Origin of the sequence: Arthrobacter sp. IK3, from assembly GCF_051337705.1 — a bacterium.
Taxonomy (GTDB): Bacteria; Actinomycetota; Actinomycetes; order Actinomycetales; family Micrococcaceae; genus Arthrobacter_B; species Arthrobacter_B koreensis.
Map to the genome: position 1 here is coordinate 108,389 of NZ_JBPPSW010000014.1, position 16,520 is coordinate 124,908.

The 16,520-nt window shown below is 65.9% G+C and carries 15 protein-coding genes and 1 pseudogene; 6 read left to right on the forward strand and 10 right to left on the reverse strand.

Annotation, left to right across the window (positions count from 1 at the left end; genetic code table 11):
- The first annotated feature begins 339 nt into the window (after nucleotides 1-339).
- Nucleotides 340-915, forward strand: coding sequence for an NINE protein (locus ACSLGO_RS17010; RefSeq protein WP_436401543.1), 576 nt, complete (start codon nucleotides 340-342; stop codon nucleotides 913-915).
- Nucleotides 916-1,036: 121 nt separating this feature from the next.
- On the opposite strand, the gene ACSLGO_RS17015 is transcribed toward ACSLGO_RS17010, so the two are convergent.
- The 3 genes from ACSLGO_RS17015 to ACSLGO_RS17025 form a co-directional block, all read right to left on the reverse strand.
- Nucleotides 1,037-1,240 (reverse strand): cold-shock protein, encoded by a 204-nt coding sequence (locus tag ACSLGO_RS17015; protein ID WP_066301805.1) that lies wholly within the window; start codon nucleotides 1,238-1,240, stop codon nucleotides 1,037-1,039.
- A gap of 185 nt (nucleotides 1,241-1,425) precedes the next feature.
- Nucleotides 1,426-2,028, reverse strand: a complete 603-nt coding sequence (locus tag ACSLGO_RS17020) for a LytR C-terminal domain-containing protein (RefSeq protein WP_436401544.1) — start codon at nucleotides 2,026-2,028, stop codon at nucleotides 1,426-1,428.
- A 35-nt stretch (nucleotides 2,029-2,063) separates the two neighbouring features.
- The gene (locus ACSLGO_RS17025) at nucleotides 2,064-2,372 is read right to left on the reverse strand and encodes a DUF3263 domain-containing protein (protein WP_091607832.1); all 309 of its coding nucleotides are present in this window, start codon (nucleotides 2,370-2,372) and stop codon (nucleotides 2,064-2,066) included.
- 166 nt (nucleotides 2,373-2,538) lie between these two features.
- On the opposite strand from ACSLGO_RS17025, the gene ACSLGO_RS17030 reads away from it, so the two are divergent.
- Both ACSLGO_RS17030 and ACSLGO_RS17035 read left to right on the forward strand, forming a co-directional pair.
- Entirely contained in the window at nucleotides 2,539-3,321 is a 783-nt protein-coding gene (locus tag ACSLGO_RS17030) for a uracil-DNA glycosylase (RefSeq protein WP_436401545.1), read from the forward strand.
- A 32-nt stretch (nucleotides 3,322-3,353) separates the two neighbouring features.
- Complete coding sequence (locus ACSLGO_RS17035) at nucleotides 3,354-4,199, forward strand: siderophore-interacting protein (RefSeq protein ID WP_436401546.1); 846 nt, start codon at nucleotides 3,354-3,356, stop codon at nucleotides 4,197-4,199.
- A gap of 15 nt (nucleotides 4,200-4,214) precedes the next feature.
- Here ACSLGO_RS17035 and ACSLGO_RS17040 read toward each other — a convergent pair whose 3' ends face one another.
- Both ACSLGO_RS17040 and ACSLGO_RS17045 read right to left on the reverse strand, forming a co-directional pair.
- A complete protein-coding gene (locus ACSLGO_RS17040) occupies nucleotides 4,215-5,789 on the reverse strand; it encodes a threonine/serine ThrE exporter family protein (protein WP_436401552.1) in 1,575 nt (524 codons plus the stop codon).
- Between the two features lie 280 nt (nucleotides 5,790-6,069).
- Complete coding sequence (locus ACSLGO_RS17045; RefSeq protein WP_091607837.1) at nucleotides 6,070-7,146, reverse strand: lipid II:glycine glycyltransferase FemX; 1,077 nt, start codon at nucleotides 7,144-7,146, stop codon at nucleotides 6,070-6,072.
- A gap of 227 nt (nucleotides 7,147-7,373) precedes the next feature.
- Here ACSLGO_RS17045 and ACSLGO_RS17050 point away from each other — a divergent pair, with 227 nt between their 5' ends.
- Entirely contained in the window at nucleotides 7,374-8,426 is a 1,053-nt protein-coding gene (locus ACSLGO_RS17050) for an LLM class flavin-dependent oxidoreductase (protein WP_436401547.1), read from the forward strand.
- On the opposite strand, the gene ACSLGO_RS17055 is transcribed toward ACSLGO_RS17050, so the two are convergent.
- Both ACSLGO_RS17055 and ACSLGO_RS17060 read right to left on the reverse strand, forming a co-directional pair.
- On the reverse strand, nucleotides 8,423-9,988 hold the full coding sequence (locus tag ACSLGO_RS17055) for an MFS transporter (protein WP_433122901.1): 1,566 nt from the start codon (nucleotides 9,986-9,988) through the stop codon (nucleotides 8,423-8,425). The two genes, ACSLGO_RS17050 and ACSLGO_RS17055, sit on opposite strands and share 4 nt — an antisense overlap.
- Nucleotides 9,989-10,103: 115 nt before the next feature.
- A complete protein-coding gene (locus tag ACSLGO_RS17060) occupies nucleotides 10,104-11,018 on the reverse strand; it encodes a CHAD domain-containing protein (protein ID WP_436401548.1) in 915 nt (304 codons plus the stop codon).
- A 138-nt stretch (nucleotides 11,019-11,156) separates the two neighbouring features.
- Between ACSLGO_RS17060 and ACSLGO_RS17065 the strand changes: the two genes are divergently transcribed.
- Entirely contained in the window at nucleotides 11,157-12,134 is a 978-nt protein-coding gene (locus tag ACSLGO_RS17065; RefSeq protein ID WP_091607845.1) for an aldo/keto reductase, read from the forward strand.
- Nucleotides 12,135-12,141: 7 nt separating this feature from the next.
- Here ACSLGO_RS17065 and ACSLGO_RS17070 read toward each other — a convergent pair whose 3' ends face one another.
- From ACSLGO_RS17070 to ACSLGO_RS17080, 3 genes are all read right to left on the reverse strand, one after another.
- Complete coding sequence (locus ACSLGO_RS17070) at nucleotides 12,142-13,083, reverse strand: sugar ABC transporter permease (RefSeq protein ID WP_091607848.1); 942 nt, start codon at nucleotides 13,081-13,083, stop codon at nucleotides 12,142-12,144.
- On the reverse strand, nucleotides 13,080-14,687 hold the full coding sequence (locus ACSLGO_RS17075) for an ABC transporter permease subunit (RefSeq protein ID WP_386916779.1): 1,608 nt from the start codon (nucleotides 14,685-14,687) through the stop codon (nucleotides 13,080-13,082). Before ACSLGO_RS17075 ends, ACSLGO_RS17070 begins: the two co-directional genes overlap by 4 nt.
- Nucleotides 14,688-14,778: 91 nt before the next feature.
- Nucleotides 14,779-16,071 carry a sugar ABC transporter substrate-binding protein gene (locus tag ACSLGO_RS17080; RefSeq protein WP_091607854.1) on the reverse strand — a complete coding sequence of 431 codons (1,293 nt, stop codon included), beginning with the start codon at nucleotides 16,069-16,071 and terminating at the stop codon, nucleotides 14,779-14,781.
- Nucleotides 16,072-16,339: 268 nt separating this feature from the next.
- Here ACSLGO_RS17080 and ACSLGO_RS17085 point away from each other — a divergent pair.
- Nucleotides 16,340-16,520, forward strand: a pseudogene (locus tag ACSLGO_RS17085) (alpha-amylase); the annotation flags it as partial.

The window sequence follows — 16,520 nt, forward strand, 5'->3', positions numbered from 1 at the left end:
GAGCACGATCTCTTTACGTGCATCCGCAGGGCCCTCACCCCAGTGGCTTGCTGGTTCACTCAACGCCGATGACTTAGCAGTCAGTCCGCAAGAGTGCTAACTCAATAATTAGCACTCCCAACCTTTGAGTGCAAGCAGTCACGGCGGCCTGTGACCGGCACCGCGCCCCCTTCCTCATGGCCGGATTGGAAACCCTGCCCGATTCTGCGGGGCGGCAGCCCGGAAGGGCGCGCGCCAGCGTAGATTAGGATCAGCACGGCCGGTCACGCCTCGGCGGCACCACGGCACCGTGCTCAGCAAGCGACGTGCTCAGCGAACGACGATGCCAAGGAGCAGGCCATGGCGCCCAACCAGCCCCCGAACCATTCTTCTCCCCTCGACGGCGAGGCAGACGGGACCCGCGCGCCCGAAGCCCACGGTGCCAGCGCGGCTCCGCCCCCTTATGGCACGCCGCCGGGCGAGTACGCGTCCGAGGCCGGAACAGGTTCAGTTCCCGGGTCCTCCCAGCATCCCGGTGATCCCGCGGGCGGCTACCAGCAGGCCGGCAGCCAGAGTGGATACCAGCAGTACCAGCAGGGACCTCCGGCAGCGAACTACCAGCCCGGGTATTCCCAGGGCTATCAGCAGGGCTATCAGCCCGGGTACCCGCATGGCTACCCTGCGGGTGCTCCTGCTCCATACGGATGGGTCGAGCCCAAGTCGCGGCTTGCTGCAGGCCTGCTGGGCATTTTCCTCGGCGGGCTCGGCATCCACCGGTTTTACCTCGGCTACACCACGCTGGGAATCGTGCAGCTCCTGGTAACCCTGTTCACGTTCGGCTTCGCCGCTATCTGGGGGTTCGTTGAAGGGATCATGATCCTGGCCGGAGCGCAGTCGTTCCGGACAGATGCCCGCGGAGTTCCGCTTCGGGAGTAAGCGCCGCTCGCGAGCAGGCTCGGCATCCGCCAAGACCAGGCGACTAGACAAAGCAGTGAGCCGGCACCCCGACGGGGTACCGGCTCACTGCTTTGTCTACCCGGCGTGTCCGGGCGTCCGCCTAGACGGTCCGGACATCCTCGGCCTGCGGGCCTTTTTGGCCTTCACCAATTTCAAACTCGACCCGCTGGCCCTCCTCCAGTGTCCGGTAACCAGCGGACTGGATCGCGGACCAGTGGACGAAAACATCAGTTTGGGCTTCGTCAACGGTAATGAAGCCGTAGCCCTTTTCCCCGTTGAACCATTTGACGATCCCCTGCGCCATACTCATTCTCCCCTTTTAGGTTCCGCTGCCGCGATGGTGTTCCACGACAGCAGCCAGACCGGAACTGCAGGTGGTTTGCCTGCCCATCCCGTTCGGCTGGCCCTTACTTTAGCCAGCGCCCGGGTCTTCACCCACGGGGTCCGGGGATAGTTATCGAGTCTTAACTAAACGTCGCTGCCCCGGGGTTACTGGAAGCCGGGACCGGCCACAACGGTGACCAGGCTGAACTCGGGAGACTCGGTAATGGTCGCTATTCCCAGCAACTTTCCAAGCTCCTCGGCGTTTGCGCGCTGTGCTTCACCGTTGAAGAAGATCGCCGAGGTCTGCATCGGCATGCCTGCCCAGTTACCTACCTGCGCCGTCGTCCAGCCGTCCGCCCCGATCCGGGTGGAGATCCGGGCACCCAGCCCGGAGACGCCGCTCGCATTGAGCACGACCACCGGCTGTGTCCGGTCCGCCGCCGGTGCCTCCGGCGTCGGCTCCGGGGTGGGAGTCGGCGTCGGAGTAGCTGACGGAGTGGGTGAGGCGCTTGGGCTCGGGGACTGCGACGGTTCCGCGGCAGGTTCGCTGGATTCCGAAACTGCGGGGCTGGCGCTGCTGCCGGCACCGATACCCAGCCGCGGGAGCACGAAATACGCTGCCAGGCCCACCAGGAGGGCAAGGACACCCACCGTGATGATCAGGCCGATTCCGCTGGAGCGCGCCGGAATAAGCCGTTCACGGTGAACGCCTTGGCGGGTCGAGGTCTCCGGGACCTTGTCGAACTCATCCCTGGGGTATTGGCTCATGGCTGCGGTGTCTGTCCTTGTGTATGGGGAATGCCCTAGGCGTCGGTGCCCATGCGGCGGGCCGTACGCGCGCGCTGGCGTGTAGTACGCAGTCTACGCAGCCGCTTCACCAGCATGGGATCGTGCGCAAGGGCTTCCTCGGTGTCAATCAGGGCGTTGAGGACCTGGTAATAGCTTGTGGCTGACATGCCGAAGAGATCGCGGATGGCTTGTTCCTTGGCCCCGGAGTACTTCCACCAGGAGCGCTCAAGTGCGAGCATCTGCTGGTCCCGCTCACTGAGGGGACTCTGGGGATCGACCACACCGTCGAGTGAAAACGCCTCGGCTCCGGCTGATCCTGCCAATCTGTTGTCCCCGTTTCCCGGTTCGCCCGGACTCGGCCGCTCGAGGGCACGGTCCAGGCAAGAGTCTGCTTCCTCAAGCAATCGTAAACCGGAATAACAGTGTTGTCATTCAGGCGGCACCGCCCGCCGGCTGGGATCCTGTCCGTGCATCGCGGACACTTGAGGGGTGAACAGCAGCCATGAACCGGCCCTATTCGATCTCGCCAGCAATGACACCGCCTCGCCCCAGGACCCTGTGCCCTTCGCCTCAGGCATCCCGCTGTCCAGCAGCATCGCCGGAGACTGGGCGGATCTCCTGGCGTCGGAGGCAGACCGGATCCACCGCATTGGCGACGAGCTCCAGCGCCGGATCAACGCCGGAGAGCACATCCTTCCCCCTCCCGCGCATATTCTCCGCGCGTTTACCCAGCCCGCCGAGCAGGTGAAGGTGCTGGTCATCGGGCAGGACCCCTACCCCACCCCGGGCCACGCCGTCGGCCTGAGTTTCTCGGTGGATCCCGGGGTGCGCCCGCTGCCGCGTTCGCTGGTCAACATCTACAAGGAGCTGAGGGCCGACCTTGGCATTGAGCCCGCGCAGCACGGGGATCTCAGCGCGTGGGCCAACCAGGGCGTGCTGCTCCTGAACCGCGCGCTGAGCGTTACCGCCGGCCAGGCGAACTCCCATCGGAACCTGGGTTGGGAGCCGGTTACCGAACTCGCTGTCCGTTCCCTCGCGGCGCGGCGGCACCCGGACGGCTCCCCGCTTCCGCTGGTGGCCATCCTGTGGGGACGCCAGGCGCAGTCCCTGGCTCCCCTGCTGGGAGGATTGCCGCGGATTGAATCGGCACACCCCAGCCCGCTTTCGGCCTCCCGCGGTTTCTTTGGTTCCCGTCCGTTCAGCCGGGCCAACGAGCTCCTCGTGCAACAGGGAGCAACACCGGTGGACTGGAGATTGCCCGGGGTACGGTAGAACAACCACCGCGTTCTAGGAGAAACACCGCTATGCCTGATGCCCCCGCAACCCGGACGCCGGCACCCGCCCGGCGCGCCCGGCCCACGCACACCATGACCGTGCTGCGCCGCGAGCAGCTCTCGCCGCACATGGTGCGCATCGTGGCAGGCGGCCCAGGCTTTGACACCTTCACTCCGAGCAGCAGCACGGACGCGTACTGCAAGATCTGGTTTGGCCGCGACGGCAGGCCGCTGAACGGCACCGTTCCGCTTGAAGAGCTGCGTGAGCAAACCCCCCGGGAGGACTGGCCCGTTTCCCGGACCTACACCGTCCGGTGGGTCGACGTGGAGCGCCGTGAACTCGCCATGGACTTCGTCGTTCACGGCGACGAGGGGCTTGCCGGCCCATGGGCCGCCTCGGCCCAGCCCGGGGATATCCTCACCTTTGGCGGTCCCGGCGGCGGCTACGCCCCCGATCCCGAGGCTGACTGGTACCTCTTCGCCGCCGACGAGTCCGCGCTTCCAGCCACTGCCGCTGCCCTCGAGGCACTGCCTTACGACGCCGTGGGACACGCTTTCATCGAGGTCCAGGGTCCGCAGGACGAACTTCCGCTGAACTCTCCCAGGGGTGTTGTGGTGACGTGGCTCTACCGCGGTGCGGACCAGCCGGCGGGCCGGCTGCTGGTTGCGGCCCTGGACGCGCTGCCCTTCCATCCCGGAGCGGTCCAGGTCTTTGCCCATGGTGAGCGTGAGGCCATGAAGGGCCTGAGGGAAATATTCTTCACCCGGCATAAACTCGAACGCAGTGCCGTCTCGCTTTCCGGCTACTGGGCCGCGGGACGAACTGAGGACGCTTTCCAGGCCGAGAAACGAACTCCGATCGGCAAGATCCTCTAACCCGGCCGCCGTCGATCAGCGGCGGCGGTTGCGGCGGTCGTTGCCGTTCAGGTTCCGGGTCAGCGGCCGGGCCAGGTTGTCACCGAAGACGACGCCGCCGGCGATCGCGAGGATGACAGTCAGCGCGTTGAACAGGCCAATGACCCCTGCGGAGATGTCATCCAGCCCAATGCTCAGCCCGTACATCGAGCGGAAGATGCTCAGCCCGGGGAAGAGGAACAAAACTGCGGGGACGGCCACCACCAGCTGCGGTGCGCCCATCCGCAGGGCAACTATCCTCGAGGCCATGCCAATGACGATCGCGGCGATGGCCGGCGTCAGCCGCGGGCCGACTCCAGCTGCCTCTGAGGCCACCGAGACCAGGAATCCGCCCACCCCGATGAGCACGGTGGGCAGCACCAGGTTCGCCGGTGACTGCTCGGTAATGCTGATAGTTGCCAGCGCGACGGCCAGCACCAGCAGGACGACGGCAAAGGGATAGGGCGAGGAGCCTCCCGTGGTCACCTCCAGCCGCGGCATTCCCACCAGCGCTCCGGCTACCAGCGCGACGGCGATGCCTGCCACGATCGCGCCGAAGGTCAGGAACGCCGAGAGGAAACGGCCGGCAGCTGTCACCGGGAAGCCGTTGATCGCATCCTGCACCGCAGAGACCAGGCGCCCGGTGGGCAGCAGCAGCAGTATCCCTCCGGCCACGACGATGCCGGGTGCTATGTCCAGGTCCGCCACATCCGTGGCGTCCAGCCACCAGAAAAGCATGGCCAGCGCCGTGACCAGGAATCCGCTGGCAGCCGTGGTGAAGAAGTCCGGAACGCGCCAGCGTCCCAGGACCCGCTGCAGCAGGCTGACCAGGATGGTGCTCACGAATCCGACGACGGACCCGAGCGGACTCCCCCCAATGAACGCCACGATTGCAGCGGCGAAGAGGCCGGCTGAAAAGGTGACGGCCCAGCGGGGAAAGGGCTTGGGCTGATGCACGATCGAGTTGAGCTGCTGGGAGGCCTCGGCACGGGATACGTTGCCGTCCACGATGTCCGTGACCAGCCTGTGCACCAGTGCCAGTCCTGCATAGTTGTTGGTCCAGGACCGGACCACCCGCATCACGGTGATGGGAGTCTGGTCCTTTGGAGAGTAATTGAGCAGGACGGACTGGTTGGTGATGTCCACCTCAATGTTTTCAAGCCCGTACGCAGCAGTGACCGCGATCATTGCCGTTTCAACCTCAAGCGCACCGGCCCCGTAACGGAACATTGTCTCGGCCATGCCCAAAGCCAGGTCGAGCGTCTTGCGGGCACTGGCATCCGGTCCGCCGGAACGGACCCGGGGATTGGCGTACGGGCTGCCAGCCAGGCGTTCGACAATGGACATGGCCTGGGTGGGCGGAGTCTCACCCTGCACCAGGCGCTTGAGCACCCGCCGCGCTGCGGCGGACGAGGAATCCGCCCGCTGGGCCGATGAGGGACTGTGCTGCCGCGGGGTCGTCTTCCGGGCACGAGGTTTGGCCGGGCGGGGAGCCGTTCCCGGAGCCGGGCGTCCGGGCTGGCCGGCCGCAGCGGCTTTGCGGGCAGCGGCTGCCTTGCTGCTCTTGGGCATGCGCGGGACCGAGGACGTGGCCGGCGGAGGCTTCGGCTTGGTGCTCCGCAGGCCACCCGGTCCGGGAACGGCGGGAAGCGCGTCGGCCGGAGTCTCAACCCCCGGCGCTTCATGGACCGGGGCAGGCCCGGTGCGCGGATGCCCCTCAGTGCCGTCCGGGCGCCCAGGCACCTTGATGATGGGAAGAAGGCCGGCCACGGGCTCCGGTGTTGGCGCAGGCCCGCGGCGGTCGTCGTCGTTGTCCACGGTGTCCACCCCTGCTTCGCTGCTGGTAGTCGGTTTAGTAGAACGGCTGGTGGTGGCGCCGCCAGTAGACCTGGCGCGTCACGCGTTCTCCTATGGTGTTCCAGATCCGGTAGCGGAGCGGATCCAGCACCACGTCCCAGCAGCCGGTGAAATCGGTGACGGTCTTGGAAAAACTGGTCTTGAACAGGCCCAGGCCGTGGTGCGGGTGTTCCTTGTTCTTCAGTTCGCTGCTGGGCGGAGTGCCGCAGAAATCGTATTCCTCAATGCCGAAGTCTTCCTTGAGCTCCGTGAGGGCGGTCCACTGCACCAGGTGGGAATCCCCGTACTGGCTTCGGCGCGGCTTGGATCCGCCGTCCTTGTAGGTTCCCTTTTTCCCGTAGGCGATCACGAACGCGCCCACGTTGGGTTCGCCGTTCTCGTCGAAGGCAAAGTAGAACCGGCCCTGGCCGGCGTCCACGAAGTTGGACCAGAAGCGGTGGTAGTACTCGTAGGAGCGCATCCGGGCGTCTGAGCGGTCTTCAATGTGGCTCATGAGTTTGTACATGGTCCGCATGTTTTCCTCGGTGGCCTCCACGCGGCGCACGTCGGCACCTTCGCGGATGGCCCGGCGCACGGCGTTGCGGGCACGCGAGGAAATATTCTTGAGGATCTGCTCGGTGTCCGGCGTGGTGTCCAGCAGCGCGGTTGAATCGTTGGGCTGCAGGTTGAACGTCTTCACGAATCCGGCGGAGGTGAACAGGTCCCGGACGTCGTCGCCGTCCACAATGTCCGGCTCGACCTTCAGAGCGAAGACGCGGCGGCCGGTTTGCTTCGCGAACCTGCCCAGTGCCTGCGCCATTGCCGGAACGTCCTCCGGCACGGCTGCGTCGGGACCCTTGATCAGGTACCAGAGGCTGCCGAGCAGCGGGACCTTCTTCTCGATCACCAGGTTGTAGGAGGTGTAGTCCGGGCAGCTGAAGACCACCTGGATCGGGTTCCAGCCGTGATGGGACTTGACCTCAGCGTAGGCAGCGGACTGCAGTACGTTGCCGCCGTTGGGGTTGGACTGGACCAGCTTGTCCCAGTCCGCAACCTCGTCAGCGGTGGCCAGGCGTGCACTAAAGTCTCGCAAAATTCCTCAACTAGTCCTCGTTGGTGGATCATTCTTCCGCCCCCGCACGGAGCACCGGCTCCGGGCCGTTTCCAAGTCTATCCGCCGGGTGCCCGCACCCTGAACGGACACCTCCCGGCGTGCCGGGGAACGGCGGGGACGCGCGGCAGGGGAATAGTCCGCCTCCAGGCGCGGTTGTGCGCAACAATAGATGCATACGCATATGTACGAGGATGAAGGTGGCGGCAGTGGCACAGCAGATTGAACTGGGACTGGACACGTTTGGAGACGTGACGCAGGGCGGGGACGGAACCAATTTGCCCATGCCTGAGGTCATCCGCAACGTGGTGGCCGAAGCCGTGCTGGCGGATTCGGTGGGACTGGACTTCATCGGAATCGGCGAACACCACCGGGACGACTACGCGGTGTCCTCGCCGGAAACCGTGCTGGCCGCGATTGCCGGCCAGACCAGCCGGATCCGGCTTGGCTCCGCAGTGACGGTTCTCTCCTCTGACGATCCAATCCGGGTCTACGAGCGTTTCGCCACGCTGGACGCAGTTTCAAGCGGCCGGGCAGAGGTCATTCTTGGCCGTGGTTCCTTCACGGAGTCCTTCCCGCTGTTCGGCTTTGAGCTCTCCGACTACGAAGTGCTTTTCGAGGAGAAGCTGGACCTGTTTACCCGGCTGCTGAGCGAGGAGCCCGTCACCTGGGAGGGCAGCATCCGCCCGCCGCTGCGCAACGTCCAGGTTTACCCGCCCACGCAGGGCGGCCATATTCCCACCTGGATCGCCGTCGGCGGCACCCCGCAGTCGGTGGTACGGGCCGCGCACTACGAACTGCCGCTGATGCTTGCCATCATCGGCGGCGAACCGGCGCGGTTCACCCCGTTCGTTTCCCTGTACAAGCGCGCCCTGAAGGAATTCGGCAAGCCCGCGCTGCCCATCGGCGCGCACTCCCCCGGCTACGTCGCAGCCACCGACCAGCAGGCGCTGGACGAAGCCTGGCCGCACTACGCCCAGATGCAGAACCGCATTGGCCGCGAGCGCGGCTGGCCGCCCGTCACCCGCAGCGAGTACGAGGCCGGTGCGGGCCCCGAAGGCGCACTCTTCATCGGCTCGCCGGAAACGGTCGCGGACAAAATCATCCGGACAGCCCGCACCCTGGACCTGTCCCGCTTCGATCTGAAGTACAGCCTGGGCACCCTGCCGCACGAGAACCTGATGAGCTGCATCGAGCTCTACGGCACCGAAGTGGCTCCGGCCGTCCGCGCTGCCCTCGCCGCAGACGCGGAGCAGGTCTAGGCACCGGCCGGGAGGAACCAGCGCGTGCGCGGTTCCTCCCGCGCCAGACCGGCAGCCCGGGCAATATTGCTCCGGTCCGCGCCGGTCAGCCGCTGGTGTTCCTGGCGCATGTACTCCCGCCAGGTGGGAACGTCGTAGACCTCCCGGAACTGGCTGGAATCCGTAACCGAGTGCACCAGTTCCCAGTTCGTCGCCCCGGTCCGCAGCCGGGAGAGCTTCACCTCGCGCATGGCTTCCACGAATTCCGGCGCTTCCTCCGGCGCCAGCTCGTATGCCACCTGGATCGTCACCGGCCCGGCACCCGGGTTCGGCTCGGATTCGATCTCCAGACCCAGCTCCGGCGCGGGAACACTGCGGTCCAGGTTGCCGGTCCCCGGCAGCAGCGGCAGCGGCACCACGCTGGCGCCAACCAGCAGGAGAACGACGGCGGCACCGGCCAGCACGGGTGCGTAGCCGAACGCTGTGGCCAGGGATCCCCACAGCACCGATCCCAGCGCCTGGGTTCCGGTAAGCACCATCAGGTACACGGCCAGTCCGCGTGCACGGACCCATTCCGGCAGGGTCAGCTGCATGGCGCTGTTCAGTGTGGAGAGGGTGTTGATCCAGGCCATGCCCGCGAGCACCAGCAGGATTGCCAGTGGAATCGGCGTGAGGTAGCCGGCAGAAAAGACTGCCGCTCCAAAAACAGCGGCGGATGCGCCCAGCAGAGCCGTGTCACCAAACAGTTTCCGGGTCCTTCCCAGCAGCGCCACTCCCAGGATGGCTCCGCTTCCCAGGGCCCCCAGCAGCAGTCCGTATCCGGAGGACCCCATGCCCAAATGCCCGTTCACGGCAACAGGGAGCAGCGCATAGAGGGCGCTGGCCGGAACCAGGAACAGGATGCAGCGCAGCAGGATGCGGCGGATCCGCGGTGCCGCCCGGATATAGCGCATTCCTGCTGCGAGCGCTTCGCCAAGCTGCTCGCGGTCCTCGGGGCTCTGCGGTGCGCTGCGCCAGAGGAAGACGGCCAGCGCTGTACCGAGGAAGGACAGCGCGTTGAGTCCGAAGACGAAGGCAGGTCCGGCGGCCGAGACCAGCACACCGCCGAGCGCAGGGCCCACGGCGCGGGCAGCGTTGACTGCAACGGACCCGAGTGCTGACGCAGACCTGATCTGATCGCGCGGCACTAGGGAGGGAGTCACTGCCTGCCAGGCCGGGGAACTCAGCGCCACGCCGCAGCCGATCAGGAATGTGTAGAGCAGCAGTGAGTCCGGCCCCAGCAGGCCCAGGGCTGCGATTGCGGTGAGCAGGCAGCCGGCACCGGCGGCAAACAGGTTGCTGCCCAGGATCAGGCGGCGGCGGTTAAAGGCGTCCGCCAGGACACCGGCCACCAGTCCCAGCAGCAGTGCAGGGGCCAGTGATGCTGACTGCACCAGGGAGACGAGGACCGGACTCGCCCCGCTCTCCACGAGGTACCACTGGGCGCCAACGGTCTGCATCCAGCTTCCGACGTTGGATCCCAGCTGCGCCAGCCACAGGATCAGGAACCACCGGTTCTTCAGCGGCGCCCAGGGAGATTCCATCGGATTCCTCCGTCGGTGGCGGCGCTCCCGGCCGGGGTGGCATCCACGGACCCGCGCGCCCTCACTGGCAGGGTAGGTCTGCGGATACTGCGGAGTCCATAGAGCGGCGCCGCGATCACCAGCCGTGCGTCCCGGCAAAACCCTTCCACAGTCGGCGGAACTGTTTCTCCGCTACGCGGCCCTGACGTTCCTCGACGGCATGCAGCCGTCCGTAGGTAAAGCCGCTGCCCCCGCGTCCGGGATGTGCACCGAGCTTCGCCAGCAGCTTCCGGGTGACAACACTGTCCTGGTGTTCTCCGAGTGCCTTCTGGACACCCTCGGCCGCCTCCACCATCGCCGCGGCACGTGCCCCGCCCACCGGCACGTATGCCTCCGCGGCATAGCGCAGCCGCTTGGCGTCCTTCCGGGCCTCGTGGAAGGCCTCTGCCCGCCGCTCGTCGTCGGGCTCCCGCTTCGCAGCGCGGACACTGTTCCGCAGCCTGCGCAGGTCGCGGAGGATCAGGCGCCGGCCAACCTTCCGCGCGGATTTTCCCGCCGGGCCGGTGAACTGCGGGTCCGCTGCCAGGCTGCCGAGGTCCTGGACCAGGGCAGCATAGCGTTGCGCGTCCAGCTCGCGGCGGATTACCGCGAGCGCATCGTCGTAACGCCCCAGCAGTTCCGCGTCTATCCGGGCAGAGACCGGTCCGCGCACCAGTTCCGGGGGCTGGGCTGCCACCAGTGCCTGCAGGCGGTGGCGCATGACCTGCGCGTCCCGGGCTGCGCCGAGCACCTGTGACAGCCACCTCAGTTCGCTCCGGATCCGGCGGGCTGGTTCGGGCGGAAGGATCCTGCGGTAACTGGAGAGCACCGAACGGAGCCGGCGCGTACTGACCCTCATTTTGTGAATGGCATCGGTTTCGTCCCGGCGCAGCCTCTGCTCCTGCCGGAGCATCTCGGTGAGCTGTTCCGAGAGGTAGGCCAGAAGCACCTCCCCCGCAGTGCTGCCCTTCCCCGTCCGGGGCGCAGTCGGGAGCGCAGTCTCGGAAGCCATGGCTCAGTATAGGGCGGGGCGCCCTGCGCCGGGCAGTCCCCCTGTACCCGACGAGGGGCGCCGCCGTAGCATCGGCAGTACCGGCCGGGAGCCGGGCACCGCCGCTCTACGCTTGGGGAGGCCAGGTCCATGAACTCGATGCGCTATGTAAAGCTCGGCCGTTCCGGGACAACGGTTTCGGCCATCGGATTGGGCTGCCTGAGCTTTGGGGACCCGGCCCGGGGCGCCCATTCCTGGACACTGCGGGAGGACGATTCAAAGGCGCTCATCCGCCGGGCGCTGGAACTGGGCATCAACCTCTTCGACACGGCGAACGTGTATTCCGCCGGTGACAGTGAGCGGATCCTGGGGGTGGCACTGCGGGAGTTCGCGCGCCGGGAAGAAGTCGTCATCGCCACCAAGGTGCATGGGCAGATGGCCCCGGGCCCCAACGGCTGGGGACTCTCCCGCAAGCACATCCTCTGGCAGGTGGAGGAATCGCTGCGACGGCTGGGCACCGACTACATAGACCTGTACCAGATCCACCGCTGGGACAGCTCGACCCCGCTGGAGGAAACCCTGGCCGCGCTGGACCAGCTGGTGAGGGATGGAAAGGTCCGCTATGTGGGCGCCTCCACCACGTTTGCCTGGCAGTTCGCGAAGGCCCTGGGCCTGCAGCGGCAGAACGGATGGTCCCCGTTCGTCACCATGCAGGACCATTACAACCTGGTCTACCGCGAGGAGGAACGGGAGATGTACCCGCTCTGTCTCGAAGAAGGCATTGGGGTACTGGCGTACTGTCCGCTGGCCCGCGGCCGCCTGGCCCGCCCGTGGCACGAGGAGAGCCGCCGCCGCGGGCACGATTCGCTGGCGGATGCCATGTACGGGGCCCACGAGGAAACGGACCGCCTGATCTCGGATGCCTTGGGGGCCGTGGCCGACGCGCACGGGGTGTCCCGGGCCCGGGTAGCCCTCGCCTGGGTGCTGGGCCACCCTGTGGTTACCGCGCCGCTGGTGGGGGTCACCTCGCTGGCACAGCTGGATGACGACGTCGCAGCGCTGGACCTGGAGCTCACCGCCGAGGACCAGGCGCTCCTGTCAGAGCATTACGTTCCGCACGGCGTCGCGGGTTTCTGACCGGCTCCTAGCCCTTGACCGCGCCGGCTACGAGTCCCGAGGCAATATAGCGCTGCAGGAATAGGAACAGTGCCATGACAGGCAGCGCGGCCAGCACCGCTCCGGCCGAGAACACGCCCCAGGTCCGGGATTGGTTGTCTCCCACGAAGGAATAGAGCCCGACGGCGAGGGTCTGGGTATCCGGATCATTGAGGACAATGGAGGCAATCATGAACTCGCCCGTGGTGGTGATGAAGGTCAGCAGGCCCACGATTGCCAGAATGGGAGTCACCAGTCGCAGGATGATGGTGAAGAAGATCTGGAAGTGCCCCGCGCCGTCGATCCTCGCTGCTTCATCCAGGGTCTTGGGCACCGTATTGAAGAATCCGTACATCAGGTAGGTGTTCACTCCGAGTGCGCCGCCCAGGTAAACCATGATCAGGCCCAGCTGGCTGCCGAGCCCCAGCCACGGAACGATGTCCGAGATTTCGGAGAGCAGCAGGAAGATCGCCACCACGCCGAGCATCTGCGGGAACATCTGCAGTAAGAGCAGGCTCAGCAGGCCCATGCGCCGGCCGGTGAAACGCATCCGGGAGAAACTGTAGGCTGCAAGCGCGCCGAGGAAGACGGTGGAGGCGCTGGTGACGAGTCCAATGACCACGGTGTTGATGAACCAGCGGGCAAACGGTTTCTGCGGGTCCGTGAACAGTGCCTGGAAGTTGTCGAACCCGATGTCGCGGAACAGGCCGCTGGAGGCTACCAGCGTTCCGCTGGGGCTTAGCGCCGCCGAAAGAACGTAGGCCAGCGGCAGCAGGGCGAAGGCCGTCATGGCCAGGCCCACCAGGTGCCGCCAGCCGGTGTCCTTGAACCAGGCGCCGAAACTGCGCCGGCGGGGAGGCAGGCCGGGTGTGGCGGCTGTGCCATCGGTTCCGGCGGCGGGACGGGGAGGAAGGGCGGTGGAGGTGCTCATGAGTTCACTTCTTCCAGCGACTTGGTCTGCCTGAAGCTGACGGCGGAGATAACGGCCACGATGATGAAGATCAGGATTGCCAGCGCGCTGGCGAGCCCGTAGTCACGCCCGGTGCCCTGGCCAAAGGCGACCTTGTACACCACGGTGATGAGCAGGTCGGTGGCGCCGATGTCCTGGCTTGTCCCCGGGAAGCGCGGACCGCCTCCGGTGAGCATGAAGATCACATTGAAGTTGTTGAAGTTGAACGCAAACGTCGAAATCAGCAGCGGCGCCGTCGAGACCAGCAGCAGCGGGAGCTTGATGGACCGGAAAATCCGCCAGGCTCCGGCGCCGTCCATCCTGGCTGCCTCGTTGACTTCCTCCGGGAGGGACTGCAGCGCCCCGGTGCAGACCAGGAACATGTAGGGGAATCCCAGCCAGGTGTTGACCAGCAGCACACTGGCCTTGGCCAGCCATGGATCATTCAGCCAGGGGATCGACGCTCCGCCGAAGAACGTTCCGTTGATGAAGCCGAACTCCTGGTTCAGCATCCCGGACCAGACGAGTCCGGCCAGGAAGGCCGGGAAGGCGTAGGGCATGATCATCAGCACGCGGTAGATCTTCTTGCCCCGGAGCGTGGGGTGGTTGAAGGTGATGGCCAGGAAGAGCCCAAGTCCGAAGCACAGTGCCACGGACGCGACGGCGAAGGTGAAGGTCCAGCCGATTACGCTCAGGAGCGGGCCGCGCAGCTCGGGGTCTGTGACGGCGCGCTGGAAGTTCTCGAAGCCGACGTCGATCTTCCAGCCGGTAGCCAGCCGCTCCCCGGTGTCGGAGACGAAGGAGCCCTCGCCGCCGTCCCGGTACACCGTGCCGGTTTCGGAGTTGGTGAACGTGTCTGCTTCCTCGTCATAGACCAGCACCGGCTTGTAGACGTAGGCATTGGACCCGTCAGCGGTAGCCAGCGTGCCGTCGTCGAGGTCCTCGGAGAAGGGAACCTTCAGCGCCAGGATTTCTGCCTGGCGGTTCAGCAGGTCATTGAAGGCAAGGGTTTCATAGCCCTCGACGCCGATGGCTTTTCCGCTGCTGTTCGTCTGGGCGTCTGTGACCTCTTCCAGCGGCATCTCGGCACCGCCCAGCTGCACCTGTCCGTCGGGATCCGTGACAAGCAGGAACAGTTCGCTGTCCTGTTCCAGGACTGAGACGGCGTAGGCAGGCGAATCGGGCACCCGCTGCTGCGCGGTCAGGGAGATGGCCGCAACGGCGTCTTCCTTGGTGCTGTTATGCCCGTCGCCGTAGTTGGTGAAGGCCACGTAGCCGCTGTACACCACGACGAACACCTGGAACACGAGCAGGAACAGCACGCCGGGTGCCAGGTACTTGGCGGGGAGACCGCCGCGGCGCAGGTAGATCCAGTTGATGACCAGCGTGACCGCCGCGGCTACGGCAAACACCACCCACTCCTCGTTGAGGAACAGAGCCATGAGGACGTAGACGGCGAAGGCGTCCACCAGTCCGAGCAGCACGATTTTCGCCAGGGTCCCGGCCAGCGAGTCGGGGCTCCGGCGGCGGGAGACGGCGGGAGCAGGTTTAGCGGGGCGGACGGGGGCGTCCGTTGAAACGGCCATGATGTTCTCCTACGAGTGGCCCGAACGGGGATAGCTCCCCGTCCGGGCCACTAAAGCGGCTGCGGCTTGGTTGCTGCCGTTATTTGTTGATCTATTTGCTGATCTTGGATTCGATGTTGGAGACCATGGTGGGCCAGGCCGTTGCCGGATCAGCTTCTCCCTTGATGAGGGCCAGCTGCGTGCCTCCCCAGTCCGCCCAGACGGCTTCCATTTCCGGGATGGCCGGCATCGGAACGCCGTTGGCGCCGATTTCACCGAAAGCGGCAACGATCGGGTCCGCAGCTGCCTTGTCGAAGGAGGCGGTCAGGGCCGGCGGACGTCCGCCGGCGTCGAACATGGAGTCCTGGACTGCTTCGGTGGTGAGGTAGTTCAGGGCGAACTCATTGGCGGCAAGGGCGTTCTGGCTCTTGGAACTGATGAAGAACCCGTTGACCCCAACGAACGGCTGGGCCGGGGAATCGCCAGTGGTCGGCAGCGGATCAACGGCAAGGTTGATTCCGGCGGCGACAGCGTCGGGAACGTTCCACGGGCCGGTCAGCAGGTACGGGGAGGCGCCGGCGTTGAACTTCTCCTTGGCAATGTCCGGTGTGATGCTGGAGTTGAAGATGCGCTCGCCGGAGTCACCCCAGGCCACCAGCTTTTCGGCGAATTCGACTCCGCCGGGGTTGCCCAGTTCAAGCTTCGAGGCATCGTAGCTGCCGGACTCATCCGTACCGAAGACCGGAACGCCCATGGAGGTCTGGAGCGGGTACAGGTGGTACGGGTCGCCCTGCTTCGGGTCCATCTGGACCAGGAACGGGAACTCGGCCTTGCCCTCGGCCACGGCTGCCTTGCCGTTGGCGATGACTTCGTCCATGGTGGCCGCCGGTTCGGAAACAATGTCCGTGTTACGCAGCAGGCCGATGTTCTCGATCGAGTAGGGCACACCGTAGGTGTTGCCCTCGTAGGTCATGGCCTGGATGGCACTGTCCTGGAACTCGCCGGCTTTGTCGCCGAGTTCGATCGGAGCCACAACGCCGTTCTGGACGAACTTGCCCAGCCAGTCGTGCGGTCCCACGATCAGGTCCGGGCCCTTGCCCGTGGGAACCTGGGTAATGAAGTCGTCCGAGACCTGCTGGAAGTCCTTGGTCACCAGCTTGACCTCTATGCCGGTGTCTTCCTTGAACTGCTCGGTGACCGCGGTGAGGGCCGGTGAACGCTCGGCATCCACCCACATGGTCAGTGTGGTTGCTCCGCCGGAGGCGAGGTCGCTCGATTCGGCGCCTTCGCCGGTATCGGAGCTGCCGCCGCAGGCGGTGAGGACGAGGGCAGCGGTGACCGACACGGCACCGAGAGTAAAGGTGCGGCGGCCGAAGCCCGCCACACCCGTTGTGCGCACCTTCATTGGTGTACCTCTTCTGTTTTCAGGCCCCGGCGTACCGGGGAGGTAATTGGTGCCTGCCCGTGACCCGGACCATGGCATGGAGGCAAGTGTAAGCGTGTGCGCAGTGTGCGTCCAGTCACACTCCCTATCGACTTTCGACGCGACTCGGCCGGCCGCAGGAATCAGCGTTCGTACAGGTCAAATACGGCTTACGGCGGGCCTGGACACGATTGGTCATCTTGTGGAAGCGCTTGCAATCACCGGGTAGAGGTCCTCTAGGATGCAAGGCATGCTCAGCACTATCGCAGCCCCCTCAGTCCAGCTCCCCGGTGCCGGCCTCATCCCGGTCCACGAAGCTTCCAGTGACCGGGAACGGCAATGGTGGCGGTCCTCAGTGATCTACCAGATCTACCCCCGCTCCTTCCGCGACCTCCGCGGCGACGGCATCGGCGACCTGCCCGGCATCACCA